This window comes from Pedobacter sp. PACM 27299 (assembly GCF_001412655.1).
Lineage (GTDB): Bacteria > Bacteroidota > Bacteroidia > Sphingobacteriales > Sphingobacteriaceae > Pedobacter.
The window spans coordinates 1,375,800-1,394,588 of sequence record NZ_CP012996.1 but is presented as its reverse complement, the minus strand read 5'-3'; the positions used below and the strand labels follow the sequence as shown (position 1 = coordinate 1,394,588).

At 39.9% G+C, this 18,789-nt stretch carries 16 protein-coding genes and 2 tRNA genes; 7 read left to right on the top strand and 11 right to left on the bottom strand.

The genetic code is table 11. The annotated features are described in order from the left end of the window. Positions 1 to 130 precede the first annotated feature (130 nt). On the top strand, positions 131 to 1,807 hold the full coding sequence (rho, locus tag AQ505_RS05915) for a transcription termination factor Rho (protein ID WP_062547330.1): 1,677 nt from the start codon (positions 131 to 133) through the stop codon (positions 1,805 to 1,807). Between the two features lie 6 nt (positions 1,808 to 1,813). Continuing rightward, on the top strand, positions 1,814 to 2,530 hold the full coding sequence (pssA, locus tag AQ505_RS05910; protein ID WP_062547329.1) for a CDP-diacylglycerol--serine O-phosphatidyltransferase: 717 nt from the start codon (positions 1,814 to 1,816) through the stop codon (positions 2,528 to 2,530). Here the strand turns inward: pssA and AQ505_RS05905 are convergent. Both AQ505_RS05905 and folK read right to left on the bottom strand, forming a co-directional pair. After that, on the bottom strand, positions 2,514 to 2,891 hold the full coding sequence (locus tag AQ505_RS05905) for an Hpt domain-containing protein (RefSeq protein ID WP_062547328.1): 378 nt from the start codon (positions 2,889 to 2,891) through the stop codon (positions 2,514 to 2,516). The two genes, pssA and AQ505_RS05905, sit on opposite strands and share 17 nt — an antisense overlap. Positions 2,892 to 2,909: 18 nt before the next feature. Then, positions 2,910 to 3,404 carry a 2-amino-4-hydroxy-6-hydroxymethyldihydropteridine diphosphokinase gene (gene folK, locus AQ505_RS05900; RefSeq protein ID WP_062547327.1) on the bottom strand — a complete coding sequence of 165 codons (495 nt, stop codon included), beginning with the start codon at positions 3,402 to 3,404 and terminating at the stop codon, positions 2,910 to 2,912. Between the two features lie 57 nt (positions 3,405 to 3,461). Between folK and sppA the strand changes: the two genes are divergently transcribed. The 5 genes from sppA to AQ505_RS05875 all read left to right on the top strand — a co-directional run bounded on the left by sppA (position 3,462) and on the right by AQ505_RS05875 (position 9,272). Beyond that, entirely contained in the window at positions 3,462 to 5,237 is a 1,776-nt protein-coding gene (sppA, locus tag AQ505_RS05895; protein ID WP_062547326.1) for a signal peptide peptidase SppA, read from the top strand. A gap of 205 nt (positions 5,238 to 5,442) precedes the next feature. Further along, entirely contained in the window at positions 5,443 to 7,119 is a 1,677-nt protein-coding gene (locus tag AQ505_RS05890) for a DNA polymerase/3'-5' exonuclease PolX (protein WP_062547325.1), read from the top strand. A 19-nt stretch (positions 7,120 to 7,138) separates the two neighbouring features. Next, positions 7,139 to 7,741, top strand: a complete 603-nt coding sequence (locus tag AQ505_RS05885; RefSeq protein ID WP_062547324.1) for a DUF4254 domain-containing protein — start codon at positions 7,139 to 7,141, stop codon at positions 7,739 to 7,741. Between the two features lie 3 nt (positions 7,742 to 7,744). Further along, positions 7,745 to 8,809: a glycosyltransferase family 9 protein gene (locus AQ505_RS05880; RefSeq protein WP_062547323.1), complete on the top strand. Its 1,065-nt coding sequence runs from the start codon at positions 7,745 to 7,747 to the stop codon at positions 8,807 to 8,809. Then, complete coding sequence (locus tag AQ505_RS05875; protein WP_062547322.1) at positions 8,769 to 9,272, top strand: SixA phosphatase family protein; 504 nt, start codon at positions 8,769 to 8,771, stop codon at positions 9,270 to 9,272. Before AQ505_RS05880 ends, AQ505_RS05875 begins: the two co-directional genes overlap by 41 nt. On the opposite strand, the gene AQ505_RS05870 is transcribed toward AQ505_RS05875, so the two are convergent. The 9 genes from AQ505_RS05870 to AQ505_RS05830 form a co-directional block, all read right to left on the bottom strand. Further along, on the bottom strand, positions 9,269 to 10,132 hold the full coding sequence (locus AQ505_RS05870) for an AMP nucleosidase (RefSeq protein ID WP_197286309.1): 864 nt from the start codon (positions 10,130 to 10,132) through the stop codon (positions 9,269 to 9,271). The genes AQ505_RS05875 and AQ505_RS05870 overlap by 4 nt on opposite strands. Before the next feature lie 122 nt (positions 10,133 to 10,254). Continuing rightward, a complete protein-coding gene (clpX, locus tag AQ505_RS05865; protein WP_062547321.1) occupies positions 10,255 to 11,496 on the bottom strand; it encodes an ATP-dependent Clp protease ATP-binding subunit ClpX in 1,242 nt (413 codons plus the stop codon). Continuing rightward, the gene (gene clpP, locus AQ505_RS05860; RefSeq protein WP_062547320.1) at positions 11,480 to 12,190 is read right to left on the bottom strand and encodes an ATP-dependent Clp endopeptidase proteolytic subunit ClpP; all 711 of its coding nucleotides are present in this window, start codon (positions 12,188 to 12,190) and stop codon (positions 11,480 to 11,482) included. Before clpP ends, clpX begins: the two co-directional genes overlap by 17 nt. A 174-nt stretch (positions 12,191 to 12,364) precedes the next feature. After that, a complete protein-coding gene (tig, locus tag AQ505_RS05855; protein ID WP_062547319.1) occupies positions 12,365 to 13,711 on the bottom strand; it encodes a trigger factor in 1,347 nt (448 codons plus the stop codon). A 342-nt stretch (positions 13,712 to 14,053) separates the two neighbouring features. Continuing rightward, positions 14,054 to 14,135: transfer RNA gene (locus tag AQ505_RS05850), tRNA-Leu, on the bottom strand. Between the two features lie 417 nt (positions 14,136 to 14,552). Next, positions 14,553 to 14,634, bottom strand: a tRNA-Leu gene (locus AQ505_RS05845). 164 nt (positions 14,635 to 14,798) lie between these two features. Next, entirely contained in the window at positions 14,799 to 15,596 is a 798-nt protein-coding gene (locus AQ505_RS05840; RefSeq protein ID WP_062547318.1) for an ABC transporter substrate-binding protein, read from the bottom strand. 31 nt (positions 15,597 to 15,627) lie between these two features. Next, on the bottom strand, positions 15,628 to 18,006 hold the full coding sequence (locus tag AQ505_RS05835) for an ABC transporter permease (RefSeq protein ID WP_062547317.1): 2,379 nt from the start codon (positions 18,004 to 18,006) through the stop codon (positions 15,628 to 15,630). Positions 18,007 to 18,082: 76 nt separating this feature from the next. Further along, the gene (locus tag AQ505_RS05830) at positions 18,083 to 18,772 is read right to left on the bottom strand and encodes an ABC transporter ATP-binding protein (protein WP_062547316.1); all 690 of its coding nucleotides are present in this window, start codon (positions 18,770 to 18,772) and stop codon (positions 18,083 to 18,085) included. Between the last annotated feature and the right edge of the window lie 17 nt (positions 18,773 to 18,789).

Sequence of the window (18,789 nt, the reverse complement as noted above, 5' to 3'; positions counted from 1 at the left end):
CCCTAAAGTTTATCTGACCATTCCAGAAAATCTCATAAAATTTTGTTCCATACCATCTTTTATAAATGCATTTTTTGCTCTGTTCAATTGGATAAACAATTTTATTTAAAATATTCTCTACACCCATATAATGTTTAACAAAACAGAATTAAATGAAAAGCTCACCGCCGAATTGCGGGAGATAGCTAAAACTCAAGGTATCCTAAATGCCGATGAGTTGCGTAAAGCTGAACTGGTTGAAATCATCTCTCAAATGGCAGAGCAAGAACCAGCTGCTGCACCTGTTGAAAGTGAAGCACCTGCAAAAGCGCCAAAAGTAAAAGCTGTAAAAGAAAGCCCTGCTGAAAAATCTACCAGAAAAAGGATCAGAATTACGCCTAAAGAGGAAGAAGAAAGCAAGAACAACAACTTTAACAGAGCTGCATTATTCGAAAATGAGCCATCCCAGGCGCAATCGAAAGCACCAGCACCAGTTGCAGAAGAGAAAATTACTAACGCTCCAGAATCCGCGCAGGAACAAGCTACAGCACCAGGAACAGCAACTGCTGCAGAAGTAAAAACCGAAACCGCTTCAAACCCTCAAACGGAAAGCAAAAAACAACGTCCAGTAAGAGAAGACAACAGGCCACAAAAAACACCTAACCACAACGCCAATCAGAAACAAAGCGAAAACAGCTATTCAAACCTGGATTTCGACAATACCATCACCAATGAAGGGGTATTAGAGATTATGCCTGATGGTTACGGTTTCTTAAGGTCTGCGGATTATAATTACCTGTCTTCTCCGGATGATATATACGTATCACAATCTCAGATCAAATTATTTGGTTTGAAAACTGGTGATACCGTAAAAGGAAGTATCCGTCCTCCAAAAGAAGGCGAAAAATATTTCCCATTAGTGAGGGTAGAAACCATCAACGGACGTTTACCTGCTGATGTAAGGGACCGTGTTCCTTTCGACTACCTGACCCCATTATTCCCAACAGAAAGATTAAACCTGTTCACGGAAAGCAACAACTACTCGACCAGAATCATCGACTTGTTTACTCCAATCGGTAAAGGACAGCGTGGTCTGATCGTTGCACAACCAAAAACAGGTAAAACTAATTTACTGAAAGAAGTTGCAAATGCGATTGCTAAAAACCATCCAGAAGTATACCTGATCATTTTATTGATCGATGAGCGTCCGGAAGAGGTAACAGATATGGCAAGAAGCGTAAGAGCTGAGGTTATCGCCTCTACTTTTGATGAGCCTGCAGAAAGACATGTTAAAATTGCCAATATCGTTTTGGAAAAAGCTAAGCGCCTGGTAGAATGCGGTCATGATGTAGTGATCTTATTAGACTCCATCACCAGATTAGCCAGAGCTTATAATACCACTGCTCCTGCTTCAGGAAAAATATTATCAGGCGGTGTGGATGCCAATGCATTGCACAAACCTAAGCGTTTCTTCGGTGCGGCACGTAACATCGAAAGAGGTGGTTCATTAACCATTCTTGCTACTGCTTTAACAGATACCGGTTCGAAAATGGACGAGGTAATCTTTGAAGAATTTAAAGGAACTGGTAACATGGAATTACAGTTGGATCGTAAATTATCTAACAAACGTATCTTCCCTGCTATTGACATCACAGCATCAAGTACACGTAGAGACGATTTACTACACGATAGAGACACTTTACAACGTGTATGGATCTTACGTAATCATCTGGCCGACATGAACGCTCAGGAAGCCATGGAATTTGTACAACAGCAAATCAGAAATACAAAAACCAACGAAGAGTTTTTGATTTCTATGAATAGCTAATTTGAAATGATCATAAAACAGATACCCAATGCCATTACCTCCGCTAACCTTTTTAGTGGATGTATTGGTATTGTTTTCGCATTTAACAGCGATTTAAGAATGGCTGCACTCTGCATTCTTATCTCCCTCTTCATCGACTTTTTTGATGGTTTTGCCGCACGCCTTTTAAACGTAAGCGGACCTATGGGTAAGGAACTGGATTCCTTAGCAGATATGGTAAGCTTTGGTGTATTGCCTTCAGTGATCCTGTTCCATATCGCACCAAAAGCTATGTATATATATGGGAACTACTCGATCCTTTCCTACCTGGCATTCTTTATTGCGGTATTTTCAGCCTACCGACTGGCGAAATTCAATCTTGATACCAGGCAGACTGATAAATTTATAGGCGTACCCACTCCGGCTATCTCCGCAGTGATTGCATCCGTACCTTTTATCTATGAAAGTGATTCGTTTTATTTAGACAGTTCTACAACTACCATAGTAGTATACCTGGCCTTTATTCCCCTGGCATGCTATTTACTGGTGAGTGAAATTACACTAATCGCTTTAAAATTTAAAAGCTTCGGCTTTGCTGAAAATAGCTTCAGATATATCCTGATTATCGCTTCTATACTACTATTAGTGATCTTCAAATTTGTGGCGATCCCACTTATTCTGGTATTGTATATCGTTCTATCCATTATAGAGAATAGAACGACAAAAGTTAAAGCCGTTTCTTAAGATCGGCTTTAGCTTCATCCAGTTGTCTGTACAACACTGCAACAAATGCGTTAAGCTCTTCAAATGCAGCTGGCAATCCTTCAATATTAGTGAGTTCTCTGGCATTTCTTTCCATCATCTGCATGTGGTCTTTCGCATCTTCACGTCCTACATACGCAAATGTAGGTTTGATTTTATGCGCACAGCTCGATGCCCTTGCCCAATCTTCATCTGCCAAAGCCCTGCCCAAATCCGCAACATAAGCAGGAGTTTGTGCTTTAAAAAGGTCTAGCATCTCTATAATAAATTCGGCGCTATCCCCTGACATATCCTTCAGATAAGTCAGGTCAAGTGGTTCGTTGTTTTTATTCTGGTCGATCATTAAAACAAATCTAATAAATTAAATTTTTGTTACAGTTAAATTATCCTCTAATATAGCTAATATTTCTGATACACGTTTTCCGATAAGGGGATGAATTATCTCACCTGCAATCTCTGCTAAAGGAACCAATACGAACTTTCTGTATTGTAGCTGAGGATGAGGTATTTGAAGTTCTTCACCCAGATCTACCACTTCCTCACCATAAAACATCACATCAATATCAATCAGTCGAGCCCCCCATTTTTCCTTCCTCACCCGGCCCAATTCAGCTTCAATTCCCAATACCGCTTTCAAAACCTCCAATGGACCCATCGTCGTTTTCAAGCCTAAAGCCAGATTTAAAAAGGCTGGCTGATCAGTTTTACCCCAGGCAGCTGTCTCATAAAATGACGATTGCGCAAATATTGCACCAACCTGATTCCCAATTTCTACAATGGCTTCTGTTAACAGCGCTTCCCGATCCCCTAAATTACTTCCCAGTAACAAATAAACATTTTTACTATCCAACTCCATATAAAAGCCTTAGGCATTTTTTTAACTATATTTACAAATTAAATATTTAACCGTCAAATGAAAGAATTTTTTAAGTATGTTTTTGCAACTGTCGTAGGAGTTATTTTATCGGTAGTGGTGTTTTTATTCTTGTTCATCGCAATTATCGTAGGCGTCGTTTCTTCTATTGGGGAAGATAAAACGGTGGTAGTCGACAATAACTCTGTACTTTACCTCAACCTGGACCAGGCTGTTACTGAACGTACTTATAGCGATCCGCTATCTGAATTACCTATCGTAGGCGATGAAGGAAAAAAAAGCATCGGTTTTACTGACATCATCAAAGCCCTGAAATCAGCAAAGTATGATGACAATATTAAATGTATCTACCTGAGTGTCTCTTCTCCAAATGCAGGCTATGCCAACATGAGAGAAATCAGAGAAGCCCTGATCGACTTTAAAACCAGTAAAAAGAAAATTATCGCCTATAGCGAAGTCTATACCCAAGGAGCTTATTACTTAGCCTCAGTGGCCGATAAAGTATACATCAATCCTGAAGGTGCATTGGAATTTAAAGGATTAAGCTCACAGATGCCCTTCTTTAAAGGCGCATTAGATAAGTTAGGTGTGGAAATGCAAATCGTTCGCGTAGGTAGTTATAAAAGTGCTGTAGAGCCTTTTATCGATACCAAAATGAGTGATAAAAACCGGGAGCAGGTAACAGCTTATGTAAACGGACTGTATGCAACCTTCCTGAATGACATTTCAAAAAGCAGAAACATTTCTAAAGACAGTCTTTTCCAGATTGCCAATGACTATAAAATTCAGCAGCCTAAAGATGCAGAAAAATATAAAATGGTGGATGGACTGAGGTATAAAGACGAAATTCTTGATGAGTTAAAATCTTTAAGCGGAACAAGTAAAAGCAAAAATATAACCACCATCTCTATCAATGATTATGCGAAAAATGTCATCATGGGCAGCAAAGGAAATACCAACAGAACCAAAGTTGCGGTGATCTATGCTAATGGCGATATCATGGGCGGCGAAGGCGGCAATGACCAGATCGGTTCGGAAAGAATTTCCAGAGCCATCAGAAAAGCCAGAACTGATACGAGTATTAAAGCCATTGTTTTAAGGGTAAATTCACCAGGTGGCAGCGCCCTTGCTTCAGACGTGATCTGGAGAGAAGTGGTGCTGACTAAAAAAGTAAAACCAGTAATCGCTTCTTTTGGTAACGTAGCCGCATCCGGCGGATATTATATCGCCTGTGCTGCCGATTCTATCTTTGTACAGCCAAATACCATTACCGGCTCAATAGGTGTATTCGGTATGATTCCTAACTTACAGAAATTACTGAATACCCATCTTGGAGTTACATTTGATGGAGTAAAAACCGGACAATATGCAGACATCATGAGTACCAACCGCCCAATGACTGCCGGAGAAAGACTGATCATTCAAAATAGCGTAAACCATGTGTATGATAGTTTCATTACCCGTGTAGCAGAAGGACGCAAGAAAAGTAAAACCTATATCGACAGCATCGCCGGTGGCCGTGTTTGGGTTGGAACTGATGCCGTTAAAATTGGCCTGGCCGATAGAACAGGTAGCTTCGAAGATGCCATCAAAGCCGCTGCTAAAAAAGCTAAAATCACCGACTATAGAATCGTAGAATACCCAGAAATGATTGACCCGATCAAAGCATTACTGGAAACTTCAACTGATAAAATAAAAAGCTATTATGCCAAACAGGAACTAGGTGCCAATTACCTGATCTATGAGCAAATTAAAACTGCAGTTTCGAAATCAGGTGTACAGGCAAGAATGCCATTTGACATCACAGTGAACTAAACAGATTTAAAAATTCAAAAGGTCTAATCTTTTGATCCCTGAATAGCGGATTAAAGATTAGACCTTTTTTTATGGCCGATCCAGCCTATTTCTCCAATTCACAATCCAGCCGCTGCTACCGATTCCCAACATTAGAAAGCAGGAAAGTCCAGGCATTTCCAGTTTAATCGGAAAATCGGGGCTTTTTATTTAATTTAGCATCCCCATGGAAAATAAGACCATTTCACGCAATTTGCGACTGCTTTCTCAATTGATGGAATTACACAATGAGAACCCTTTTAAGATCAAATCAGTAGCTAATGCTGGTTTAAAAGTAGATAAACTTCCTTTTGCCATTCAAGGTAAAAGTCTGGAGGAAATCGCACAGATCGACGGACTTGGAAAGAGCATTTCTGCCAAAGTCTGGGAACTCCTGGAAACAGGCACGATGAGTGATCTACAAGAAATTCTGGAAAGAACACCAGAAGGTATTGTCGAAATGCTGGGCATCAAAGGTATTGGACCTAAAAAGATCCTCGTGATCTGGAAAGACCTTGGTATTGAAAACATCGGAGAACTTTATTACGCCTGTAATGAAAATCGCCTGATCGAAGCCAAAGGCTTTGGATTGAAAACCCAGGAAGAGATCAAAAAGATCATTGAGTTTAGGATGGCCGGACTAGGGAAATTCCTATACGCCCATGCAGAAAGCACCGTAAATAAGCTATATGCAGAACTTGCGGTATGGTTAAACCAGATTTCTGGAACGCCATTATTAGGTATTGCCGGAGAATACAGACGTTGCATGGAGATCATTGAAAATGTTCCTTTCCTGATAGGGGCCACTAGCCCTGAAGAAGTTCAGGAGAAAATCAGCTCATTTGACGGCCTTACTTTTGAAGAGCAGGCGGATGGAACTTTTCATACCACTACCCTCTCCGGATTAAAAATACTAATACACCTCTGTCCGAAAGAAGCATTCTATCTGAATTGGTTTAAGCTAACCGGCAACGAACATCATGTGAATGAAGTGCTTGCCCTGGCAGGAAATGGTCCTTTTGAAACTGAAGAAGCCATTTATAGAGCCGCTGGACTCGCATTTGTAGCTCCTGAAATCCGCGAAGGATTAAACGAAGTACAATTGGCAAAAGAAAACAAACTGCCAACGCTGATCAGCTACGAAGACCTGAAAGGGAGCTTACACAACCACTCCACCTGGAGCGATGGTGTACATACCCTGGAACAAATGGCCACTTTCTGCAAGGACAACCTGAAAATGGAATACTTCGGAATCTGCGACCACTCCAAATCAGCATTCTATGCCAATGGATTAAACGAACAGCGCTTATATGCACAGCATCAGGAAATTGACGCCCTAAACGCCAAACTTGCCCCTTTCAAAATCTTTAAAGGAATTGAAAGTGACATCTTAAACGATGGATCTTTAGACTATAGTGATGATATTTTGAAAACATTCGACTTTGTCGTAGCCTCTGTGCACAGCAATCTAAGAATGGATGAAGAGAAAGCCACAGCAAGGCTAATTAAAGCCACAGAGAACCCTTATACAACGATTCTTGGACACCCTACCGGCAGGTTACTACTGAGCAGAAAAGGTTATCCAATTGATTATGCAAAAGTGATCGATGCCTGCGCAGCCAATAAAGTTGTCATCGAAATCAATGCCAATCCTTTACGTTTAGACCTCGACTGGCGCTGGCACCGCTACGCCTTAGAAAAAGGTGTTTTATTATCCGTTAACCCAGATGCCCATAGAATGGAAGGCTTCTATGACATGCACTATGGCGTACTGATCGGTAGAAAAGGCGGCCTTGAAGCAAAACAGTGTTTAAACGCCATGACGCTCCAAGATATCTCAGAATACTTCGACAATAAAAAATAGTTATCCTTACCTTTGAGCCATGATTAGCCAGCTTTGTAATAAAATATTTCAAGATGTGATCAATGATTATCACGTTCACAACAATATAGATCAACCCATTGAAAATCCCTTCCCAATTGGTACACTAGAACATTTACTGTACATGAAATGCTGGATCGATACTGCACAGTGGCACATGGAAGATGTGATTCGCAATCCGGAAATTGATCCGGTCATCGCACTGCAATGGAAACGCCGCATTGATGCTTCGAATCAGGAACGTACAGACGTAGTCGAATATATCGACAGCTACTTCCTGGAAGAATATAAAAACATCACACCAGCAGCAAATGCAAAGATCAATTCTGAAAGCCCGGCATGGGTAATCGACAGGTTATCGATCTTAGCTTTAAAAATCTACCACATGAACGAAGAGACCCTTCGTGAAGATGCGTCTGAAGAACATAAAATCAGCTGTACTGCAAAACTTAACATTCTGTTAAACCAAAGGACAGATCTTTCTGCTAGTTTAGATGAATTGATCGCTGATATTGAAAGTGGTGCAAAATACATGAAAGTTTATAAGCAGATGAAAATGTACAATGATCCAAGCATGAACCCTGTGCTTTATAACAACAAGTAATTAATGCCTAAGGAAACTGCTAAGCTCTTAGTAATCCGTTTCTCAGCAATGGGGGATGTCGCTATGACTGCCCCCATTCTAAAAGAATTTACCGAACATTATCCTTCACATCAGCTGCTGGTAGTCAGCAGACCTTTTTTTAAGCCTTTTTTTAATGAAGTGGATCGACTGAGCTTTCATGCTTTTGATCCTAAAGGGACACACAAAGGTTTTTTCGGGTTATTAAAACTTTTCCGGGAACTGAGCAGACAGGACATTACCGCAATTGCTGATTTACACAGCAACCTCAGGAGTAAAATATTATGTTTCCTCTTTCTGTTAAAAGGAATTAAATCTGTGTCTGTCGACAAAGGAAGAAAGGAGAAAGCTGCATTAACGCGAAAAGCTGATAAAGTTTTCATCCCTCTCGAATTGACGGTTGCACGTTATGCAAAAGTATTCCAAAAATTAGGCTTCCCTTTTACGCCTTCCAACACCTTAAAAAAACCTCATCCAGCGCCATTAAATAACGTGTTATTCCCAGAGAAAACGCAAAAATGGATTGGTGTAAGCCCATTTGCCCAGCATTTACAAAAGGTATATCCGCTGCACAAAATGGAAAATGTAGTACTTAGACTGGCAGGTCTGGGACACCACCTCTTTATTTTTGGCGGATCACCGGAAGAAGCAGCAACTGCCGATAGCTGGGCTGCCAAACACGAAAATATCACTTCTCTGGTGAGGAAAATCAAGCTGGATGAAGAATTAGATTTTATATCAAACCTGGATGTGATGCTCAGTATGGATTCCTCAGGAATGCACCTGGCATCGCTTAAAAACATCCCTGTAGTCTCTGTATGGGGAGCTACACATCCTTATGCTGGATTTTTGGGCTACGGACAATCTATTCATGACGCAGTACAAATCGATTTGTATTGTCGCCCATGCTCTGTTTATGGCAATATTCCATGCTACAGAGGTGATTTTGCCTGCATGAACAATTTAACCGAATCAACTGTTATAAATAGTGTTTTAAATAAACTAATTCATGGGCAAGCAACTTCTATTGATACGACACGGAAAATCTGATTGGGGAAATAGCCATATTTCCGACTTTGACAGACCATTAAACGCCCGCGGGCTTAGAAATGCACCTGAAATGGCGGACAGGATCTTAAAAAAAGATCAGGTTCCTCAGTTATTAGTGAGCAGCCCGGCTGTTCGCGCACTAACTACTGCAAAGTATTTTGCTGAAGTTTGGAACAAACCCTTGACACAGATTCAGGAAGAAACATCAATTTATGAAGCCAATGTGACAGCATTGCTGAATGTGCTAAATAAGCTGAGCGACAAACATGATACAGCAGCCCTATTTGGTCACAATCCGGGACTTACAGAATTCGCTAATTACCTGAGTAGTGCGAACCTCTATAATATCCCTACTTGTGGTACAGTGCTTATAGAGTTTCCATTTGAAAAATGGGCACAGATAAGCCACCATACCGGTAATTTATTGGCTTTTGATTTTCCCAAAAGCGCTGATGAAGACTAAAAATGCAAGTGTTTCACTGTTAATCCATTATTAATCAACTGCTTTAAGGAATCAATTCCAATTCTTAAATGTGTTTCCACATAATTGCTGGTTACTGAGCTATCGCTTTCTGCTGTTTTCACTCCTTCAGGAATCATTGGCTGATCAGAAACCAGCAGTAATGCTCCGGTAGGAATTTTATTGGCAAATCCTGTGGTGAAAATTGTAGCAGTTTCCATATCAACAGCCATCGCACGTAAAGTTTTTAAATACTTTTTAAACGCTTTATCATGCTCCCAAACCCTGCGGTTAGTGGTATAACATGTTCCGGTCCAGTAATCTCTGGAATGGTCGCGAATGGTTGTAGAGATCGCTTTCTGTAAGGCGAAGGCCGGTAATGCCGGTACTTCAGCAGGCAGGTAATCATTAGAAGTCCCCTCTCCTCTGATCGCCGCAATGGGTAAGATCAAATCACCCAACTGGTTTTTCTTTTTCAAACCACCGCATTTCCCTAAAAACAACACAGCTTTAGGCTCGATTGCAGTCAGCAAATCCATCATCGTCGCTGCCATCGGACTGCCCATTCCAAAATTAATAATGGTGATCCCATTAGCAGTGACGCTCTGCATTGGTTTGTCTAAACCCATAATCGGGGCATCACCATTCCATTCAGAAAACATGTGGACGTATTTGCTGAAATTGGTCAATAAGATGTATTGTCCAAAATCTTCTAATGCCCTACCTGTGTATCTTGGAAGCCAGTTTTTAACGATATCACCTTTAGATTTCAAACCAGATTTTACGGGAGTTTCGACCTCTTTAACTTTCTTTATTTTTTTACCCTCTTGTCCGTCTTTGTTTACTTCTAATTCTTCGTTCATATATCTCCTTTTTCTAGTATAGTTGTATTCATATTTTATTGCCGCTAGGAAATGTCACAATTTATTTCAAATCCTAAAATAACAAGTTAAAAAAAATCCCCGTAAAACGGGGATTAAATTATTTAGGCAGCTTTCAGCTTTTTAAAATCAGCCTTCTCAAATTTCTCCAGCGCGTATTCGAGCGTAATGCTCAACTCCTTAATGCTAGGATCGGAAGGAATGTCAAACATGGCATCCAGCATAATTGCTTCACAGATCGAGCGCAAGCCCCTGGCACCCAATTTATATTCCATTGCTTTATCTACGATGAAGTCTAAAACATCATCTTCGAAAGTCAATTTCACACCTTCAAATTCAAACAATTTTACGTACTGACGGAACAAAGAGTTCTTAGGTTCAGTCAGGATGTTACGCAATGCGGCTTTGTCTAAAGGATTCAAGTGAGTCAACACCGGCACACGTCCAATTAACTCAGGAATCAAACCAAAAGATTTTAAATCCTGAGGTGTGATGTATTTATAAAGGTTTTTAAGGTCTAATTCTTCTTCGTCCTTTTTCACTTTATAACCTACTGCCTGTGTACGCAATCTGTTCGCGATTTTACGTTCGATACCATCGAAAGCACCACCACAGATGAACAATATATTGTTGGTATTTACAGGAATCATTTTCTGATCCGGGTGTTTACGTCCACCCTGAGGTGGAACATTGACTACAGTACCCTCTAAAATCTTCAATAAAGCCTGTTGTACGCCTTCTCCCGATACATCTCTGGTAATAGAAGGGTTATCGCTTTTACGCGCCACTTTATCCACCTCATCAATGTAAACGATACCACGTTCTGCCGATGCCACATCGTAATCCGCAGCCTGCAATAAACGGGTTAATATACTTTCCACATCCTCTCCAACATATCCGGCTTCGGTTAATACCGTCGCATCGCAAATACAGAAAGGAACGTGTAAGATCTTCGCAATAGTTTTCGCCAATAAGGTTTTTCCAGTTCCGGTTTCCCCTACCAGCATGATGTTTGATTTCTCAATCTCCACCTCGTCTGCCTGGTCTACCGATTGGCCCAATCTCTTATAGTGGTTGTATACCGCTACAGAAAGTACTTTCTTGGCATCATCCTGACCGATTACGTATTGGTCAATATGCGCTTTGATTTCCATTGGTTTCAATAAGGTAATTGAGGTATCCATTGGTTTCCCTTTTTTGCTTCCCAGTTCCTGAGCCAGTAATTGATTGGCTTGAGTCACACATTTATCGCAAATGTAGGCATCAAGACCTTCAATAAGCATTAAAGTATCCTGCTTACCTGATCCGCAAAAAGAGCAACGGGATTCTTTATTTTGTTTCGCCATTTTTTTCTTTGTTATTCGCTCCCAGCACTTCATCAATCATTCCAAAGCCTTTGGCTTCATCAGCTTTCATCCAGTAATCACGGTCTGAAGCTTTTTCTACCCATTCGTAATCTTGTCCGGAGTGGTTAGAAATGATATCATATAATTCTTTTTTCAGTTTCAACATTTCTCTCAGGTTGATCTCCATATCCGAAGCAACACCTTGAGCACCGCCTGATGGCTGGTGGATCATCACACGTGAGTGTGGCAATGCAGCACGTTTTCCTTTAGCCCCCGCTACAAGTAATACAGCGCCCATAGAGGCAGCCATACCGGTACAGATAGTCGCCACATCTGGTGTAATGTATTGCATCGTATCATAGATACCTAATCCTGCATATACAGAACCACCTGGTGAATTGATATAAATCTGAATGTCTCTATTGTTATCGGTAGACTGTAAAAACAGTAATTGTGCTTGTATAATGTTTGCGTTACCATCATAGATCGCATCACCTAAAAATATGATACGGTCCATCATTAAACGTGAAAACACATCCATTTGTGCCACGTTAAGCTGACGCTCTTCAATAATATAAGGAGTCATACTTTTTGGAGAATTATTGGTAGCACCAATAAAACGATCCACGTTTAAACCATTAATACGATGGTGTTTAACAGCGTATTTTCTAAATTCGTCTTTGTCTATTTTCATCAGTATGTCTATTTTATATTTAATTCTACCCTTCGAATTTCACCAAATTAGCAAAACTAAATTGGTAAATTATTGTGGTATTGTAAAATTCTGTAATGTCTTTATATAAATAAGGCGGCCTTAATAAAGCCGCCTTATTCTAATATCGATTAAATTATCTGGTTTTACCCCGGATTACTTCATTTCGATGAACTTATTATAAGCTATTTCTTTTTCTTCAATAGTAGCTACAGATTTGATGTATTCAAAAACTTTAATCGCTTTTACTTCATCAAAAATACGGTTTGCATTGTCTTTCTCTTTCAAGAAAGTAGCCGTATACTGGGCCAATTGATCTTCTGGCATTGGACTTGGGCTGTACATTCTGAACTGTGCATCTAAACGTTGTTTAGCAGTTTGGAATACATCCTCATATTTGATTTCGATGCTATTGTCTTTAATTAATTTATTTTCAATTAAAGTCCATTTCAGGTTTTTAGCGAAATCATCATATCCTTCAGCCAATTCAGCGTCAGTTAGTTTTTCGTTAGTTGCTTTTAACCACTTACGTAAAAACTCATCTGGCAATTCCATTTTCACGGATTCAGTTAGTTTTGTGTAGATGTCATTCTGCAATTTGCGATCTGCATCCTGCTTGAACATTCCTTCTACTTCTTCTGTGATTTTAGCGGTAAAACCAGCCTCATCAGTAACTACGCCTTCACCAAATAATTTATCAAAGAACTCCTGATTTAAATCAGATTCCTCTAAACGGTTTACATTTTTAACCGTTACCTGGAATTTCGATTTTACTTCTTTAGCTTCTTCTTCAGGAATGTTTAACAATTTGGCAATGATCACCTCATTGTTATCAAACGCTTTCTGAACATCTAATTCCACAACATCGTCTTTTTTCAAACCAACTAAGGTTTTCAAAATCTTTTTATCAGCTACCTGATCTAAACGAATAGATCCTGTACTGGTGATGCCACCTTCAAAAACTGAACCATCAGCAGAAAGTTGTGCTAAATCGGCATAAAGGACGTCATCTTCTGCCGAAACTTCAGGGTTTGTCATTTTGCCATAGCTTCTTCTGATATTTTTGATACGTGAAGCCAATGTTTCAGCATCTGCTTTAACAACGTATTGTGTAAATTTATCTTTAGCTGTGATTTTTACCTCTACTGCTGGTGCAAGACCTAATTCATAGTCAAACTCGAATTCATCAGTACCATCCCATTTGTATTCTTTAGTATCATCCATGATTGGTAATGGCTGACCAAGAACTTCTACTTTATTATCTGCAAGGTGCTTGCTTAAAGTTTCGCTCAATAGGGTATTGATTTCTTCCACTAAAATGTTTCTGCCGAACATTTTCTTAATATGTGCTGCAGGAACCATTCCTTTACGAAAACCAGGAAGGTTTGATTTTTTAGCTTGTTCTCTTATAGATTTATCAACCTTTTCAGTATAATCTTCAGGTGAAATCTTAATTTTTACAACCGCGTTTAAGTCGTTAATTTTTTCCTGTGTAATGTTCATCTTTCTGAATCAATAATTATTAATGTCTATATACAAAAAATCCCCCGTGTTCCGGAGGAACTTTTATTGCGGAAGAATTGACTCCAATCCACCGCTCAAATTTCCCTTTCGAGGGCGCAAATATATTCTTTTTTGTTGATTTCAAAGCCTATAATTGAAAATATTACGCTACTGAGTATCTGAATCTCAGCCTCCCAAAGATTAAATAAACAGTGGATATACCTCACTGAAAACACAGCTCCATTTGCACCTTCAATTGCTGAGCAGCTATGAAGAAAAAGGCCTTTAAATTACCTGAAAATAAAAAAGGTGATAACTTTTGCAAGTTATCACCTTTTTTTGTGCGGAAGAAGGGACTCGAACCCCCACGCCGTGAAGCGCCAGATCCTAAGTCTGGTGCGGCTACCAATTACGCCACTTCCGCAGTTAGGATATTCCCTTTCGGGATTGCAAAGATAGAATAGTTTTTTAAAAACTCATAAATATTTTAAATAAAAAATATGTTTTTTTGACACCCAATAAGCAGCCTTTCTTTTAACCTCAAACAATCAGATATTTAACCGGTCAATCCTTCCGAATCGGTACCACAAATAATGGACAAATGAATAGACCTGCCCTGAGTCTTCTTTACCCAAGATCTGCTAAGTCACTAAAACAGCTCTAACAGGGCCTTTGGCCCTAGCAGGGCCCTATCAGCCCTCTACCAAAACTTAGCCAGGGCTGTAAAAACATGGAGCACAACCACAATAGTCTATCACCTGAAAAAACTGTCCTGAGCGAAAAAAACTGAAATTTTTGGGTAAAAAAAACAGCCCTTTCGGGGCTGATTTTTCAATTGTTGTGCGGAAGAAGGGACTCGAACCCCCACGCCGTGAAGCGCCAGATCCTAAGTCTGGTGCGGCTACCAATTACGCCACTTCCGCAGTTAGGATGTTCCCTTTCGGGATTGCAAATATAGATATTGTTTTTATACTTAAAAACTCTTTTTCAATTATTCAGCACCACTTTAGCTAACCTATTGATCTTGCAGGATTTAATTTTCAATCTTTTTTTCAGCTCTTTAAAATCAAAACTAAAATCAATGAAATTAGTACAATTCTTTCTGCAATTGAAATAAATACTGAACAGCTTTTACCAGTCTGCTGCCATACCAGGAGAACATTTCCCCATCCACCAGCATCACCTTTGCATTGGGTAATGCCGCTCTGATTTCTTCTAGATGTTTTTCTTTAAAAGGATAAGGTTCTGAGGATAAAAATACCAGATCAGGATTCAGCCCTGCGAGTGTTTCCAAATCCATTTCGGGATAACGGTTTTCTTTAACCACATTATTCAGGCCATTCATGGCCAGCATCTGATTGATAAACGTATTTCTTCCAGCAAACAGGTAAGGTCCCTTCCATATCAGGTAAGCCACTGATTTATTCAGGCCATTTTGCAGGGCTAAAGTTTGCAGATCATTGAATCCAGCGGTAATCAGGTGATTAAGGTACGCAGATTCGGGCTGCCGGTCTACCAGCACTCCTATTTCTGTAATCGTTCTTTTCGCCCCATCCAAATCATGAATATCGCTCATCCAAACCGGAAATTCGGCCATTAATTCCTCAATCTGCCCTTGTTCGTTCTCTTCCTTATTCCCAATGATCAAATCAGGTTTCAGGCTCCTGATCAGCTCCATATTTAGTTTCTTGGTACCGCCGATTTTAGTCTTTTCCTTCAACCTCGCTTCCGGATGGATACAGAATTTGGTAATCCCAATCAATTCTGTATCCAATCCCAACTCAAACAATAATTCAGTCTGAGATGGGACTAGTGAGATGATCCTTTTTGGAGGATAATTAATAGCTATACTGCGATTAAGCTGATCTGTAAAATGACGTTGCATCCCACAAAGATACATGTCATTCCCCAAAAATCTATTCGTATTTAAGCGCTTCTACTGGATTTGTTTTCGCGGCTTTGTAAGCTTGCCAACTCACCGTCAGCAGCGCCACCAGGAGTGTTAACAGCGCTGTCACCACAAAAACAGGAACGCCAATAGCAATATGGAAATCAAACTTCGACAACCATTTGTCCATCATCAAATAGGCGATCGGCATCGCTATAATTAAGGCAATCAATACCATTTTCACAAAATTCAACGACAATAGTTTCATCAGCCCTCCTACAGAGGCACCCAGTACTTTTCGCACCCCAATCTCTTTTGTACGTTGTTCCGCACTGAATGCAGACAAGCCAAATAAGCCCAGGCAGGAAATGAATATCGCCAGTCCGCCAAACAGATTAGACAGCACACCAAGGATCATTTCATTTTCAAATTTTGCCTGAATCAGCTGGTCTACAAACTTAATGTCGACAGGGAATTCAGGATTAATTTCTTTTGTAATCCTGCTGATAGTTTCTATATTTTCAGATGTAGGATTTGAAGTATTCATTCGCATATTAATCACATCACTATTCAGTGGATTAAAACCAATCATCATTGGCAGGTTCATTTTTGCTGGATCTCCCCAGGTAAGGTCTTTAAAGATCCCTACAACAGTCCTGTCCGCACCCCATAGTTTAATCTTCTGACCTATAGGATCTTTTAAACCCATGGTTTTAATCGCAGTTTCACTGAGCATCAAAGCCATTTTATCTGAAGCAATTTTAGGGTCAAAATCCCGACCTTCTATTAGTTTTATCCCATTTGTTTTAATGAAATCATAGCTGGTATAAATCTGGTTAAAAGACATTCGTTTACCATCCTCAGACATCCCTTTCCACTCCATTCCTGAACCATTTGAATTGGGCATAGAAATACTTCCCGACGACTGGCATACGCTTGTTACCGCACCAGAAGCCAGAAGTCGTTCCTTTAGCAAGTCGAACTTCGGGTATAAATTACCCTCATGAGGCATCTCCAATAAGGAATTCACCTCATATCCCAATGGTTTATTCTTAAGGTATTGAAGCTGCTGATACACAATCAGCGTCCCCACAATGAGTACAATTGCAAAACTAAATTGAACTACGACCAACACTTGTCTGAACGACAATGAAAAACCTTGCTTCGCATTTACCGCCTTTTTCATCGTCTGAATCGGGTTAAAAGAAGAAAGGTAAAAAGCTGGATAGCTTCCTGCCAATGCACCCGTTACTAAAATCAATGCAATTGCAGTTAACCAGGCAAATGGGTTTCCGTAATTAAGTTCCAGCTGAATATTCAGCAAATGATTAAACTTAGGCAAGGCCAGCTCCACCAGCATTACTGCCAGTACCACACTCACAAAGGTGAGCAATAACGATTCCAATAGAAACTGTACGACCAGTGATTTTCTCGATGCTCCAATCGTCTTCTTTATACCCACTTCTTTTGCTCTCTTCTGAGACCTTGCAGTAGCCAGGTTCATAAAGTTAATGCAGGCAATGATTAAAATTCCTAAGGCAAGCGCAACAAAGAAACGCAGCTGCTCAATTCTCCCTCCTGAAGGATGTCCATTTTTAAATTCTCCATATAGATGAAGATCCACCAATGGCTGTACAAAAACGCTAGGGTCTATATTATCGCTTGGTGCGTGCTTAACTATGATATTGCTAATCTTAGTATTAAAATGGTCTACATTAACCCCTTCTTTCAAAGTCAGCAACGTATAAAAGGCGAAATTTCCCCAATTTGGTTTTTCAACCCAGTCATCCAGCTTTGCTTGTAAAGTCCATGGAATTAAACAATCAAACTGATAGGTTGTATTTGGCTCATGGTCTTTGATTACCCCACCGACCTTCACATCTGCCTGATTTTCATATTTCAATACCTTATTCAATACATCAGTACTTCCGAACAGTTTTTTTGCCGTACTTTCAGTCAGAATAACCGAATTAGGATCCTTAAAAGCAGTTTCTGGACTGCCAGTGATAAATTTATAATCAAAGATTTTTAATATTTCAGCATCTGCGGACCTGCCTTCTACTTTAAACGTATTTTCTCCATTTACAAGGAGACGTTTTATAGGCCATAGGACTCTAGCAATGTGTTCAATCTCAGGAATTTCTTGCTTTAAAGTTTTAGCAAGGACATTTGGTGCCTGATCCCCAGTTGCCGTCACCTGTTTATTCTGATCAGAAAAATTGACCATCACCTGGTAAATATTGTCCTTATTTTTATAGCCGCGATCATAATTCCATTCGTAGGCTACGTACATTAATAACATCAGACAAGCAGCAAGGCCGATCGCCAGACCACTAATGTTAATCATCGATGCAGTCTTATTTCTCAATAAATTTCTGAGCGCAATCTTAAAGTTCAATTTAAACATCGATCGTCCGGATTAGTTGTAAAAAAAAACATTTCTTATTTATGATTCAATTCCTACCTGGAGTTAAAACCTCCAGCTAAACACCTTGCTCAAGAGCAATATCTTCTTTGATCACCCCATCTAATAAATGAAGGATACGGCTGCCATAACTGGCGTTTATTTCCGAATGTGTCACCTGAATAATGGTGATCCCTTCTTCTTCATTTAGTTTCTTAAACAGTTCCATGATTTGAAGGGCCTGTGCAGATTGCAGGTTTCCCGTAGGCTCATCCGCCAGAATAATGGAAGGCTGGGCCACTAAAGCTCTTGCAATTCCCACCAATTGCTGCTGACCACCAGAAAGCTGATTTGGAAACAGGTCTTTTTTAGCCACCATGTTGAAACGATCCAATACATCAGCAACCCTGCTTTTACGTTCCGCTCCGCTTACCTTTTTATACAATAATGGCGCTTCAATATTCTCTGCTACCGTCATCTCATCAATCAAATGATAAGCCTGAAAAACAAAACCGATATGGTTCCTGTACAACTCAATCCTCTTACGTTCATTAAGAGAAAGCACATCTTCTCCCATAAACTCATATTCGCCATAAGTAGGCTCTTCCAGCATACCCAATATGTTCAGTAAAGTTGATTTCCCGGCACCGGAAGGCCCCATAATGGACACAAATTCCCCTTGTTTAATTTCCGTGCTCACATGGCGGAGGATGTAACTTTTAACCCCTTTATTTGCGTAATATTTCTCTATATTTTTAAGTGTGATCATGATCAGCTTGTTTAATG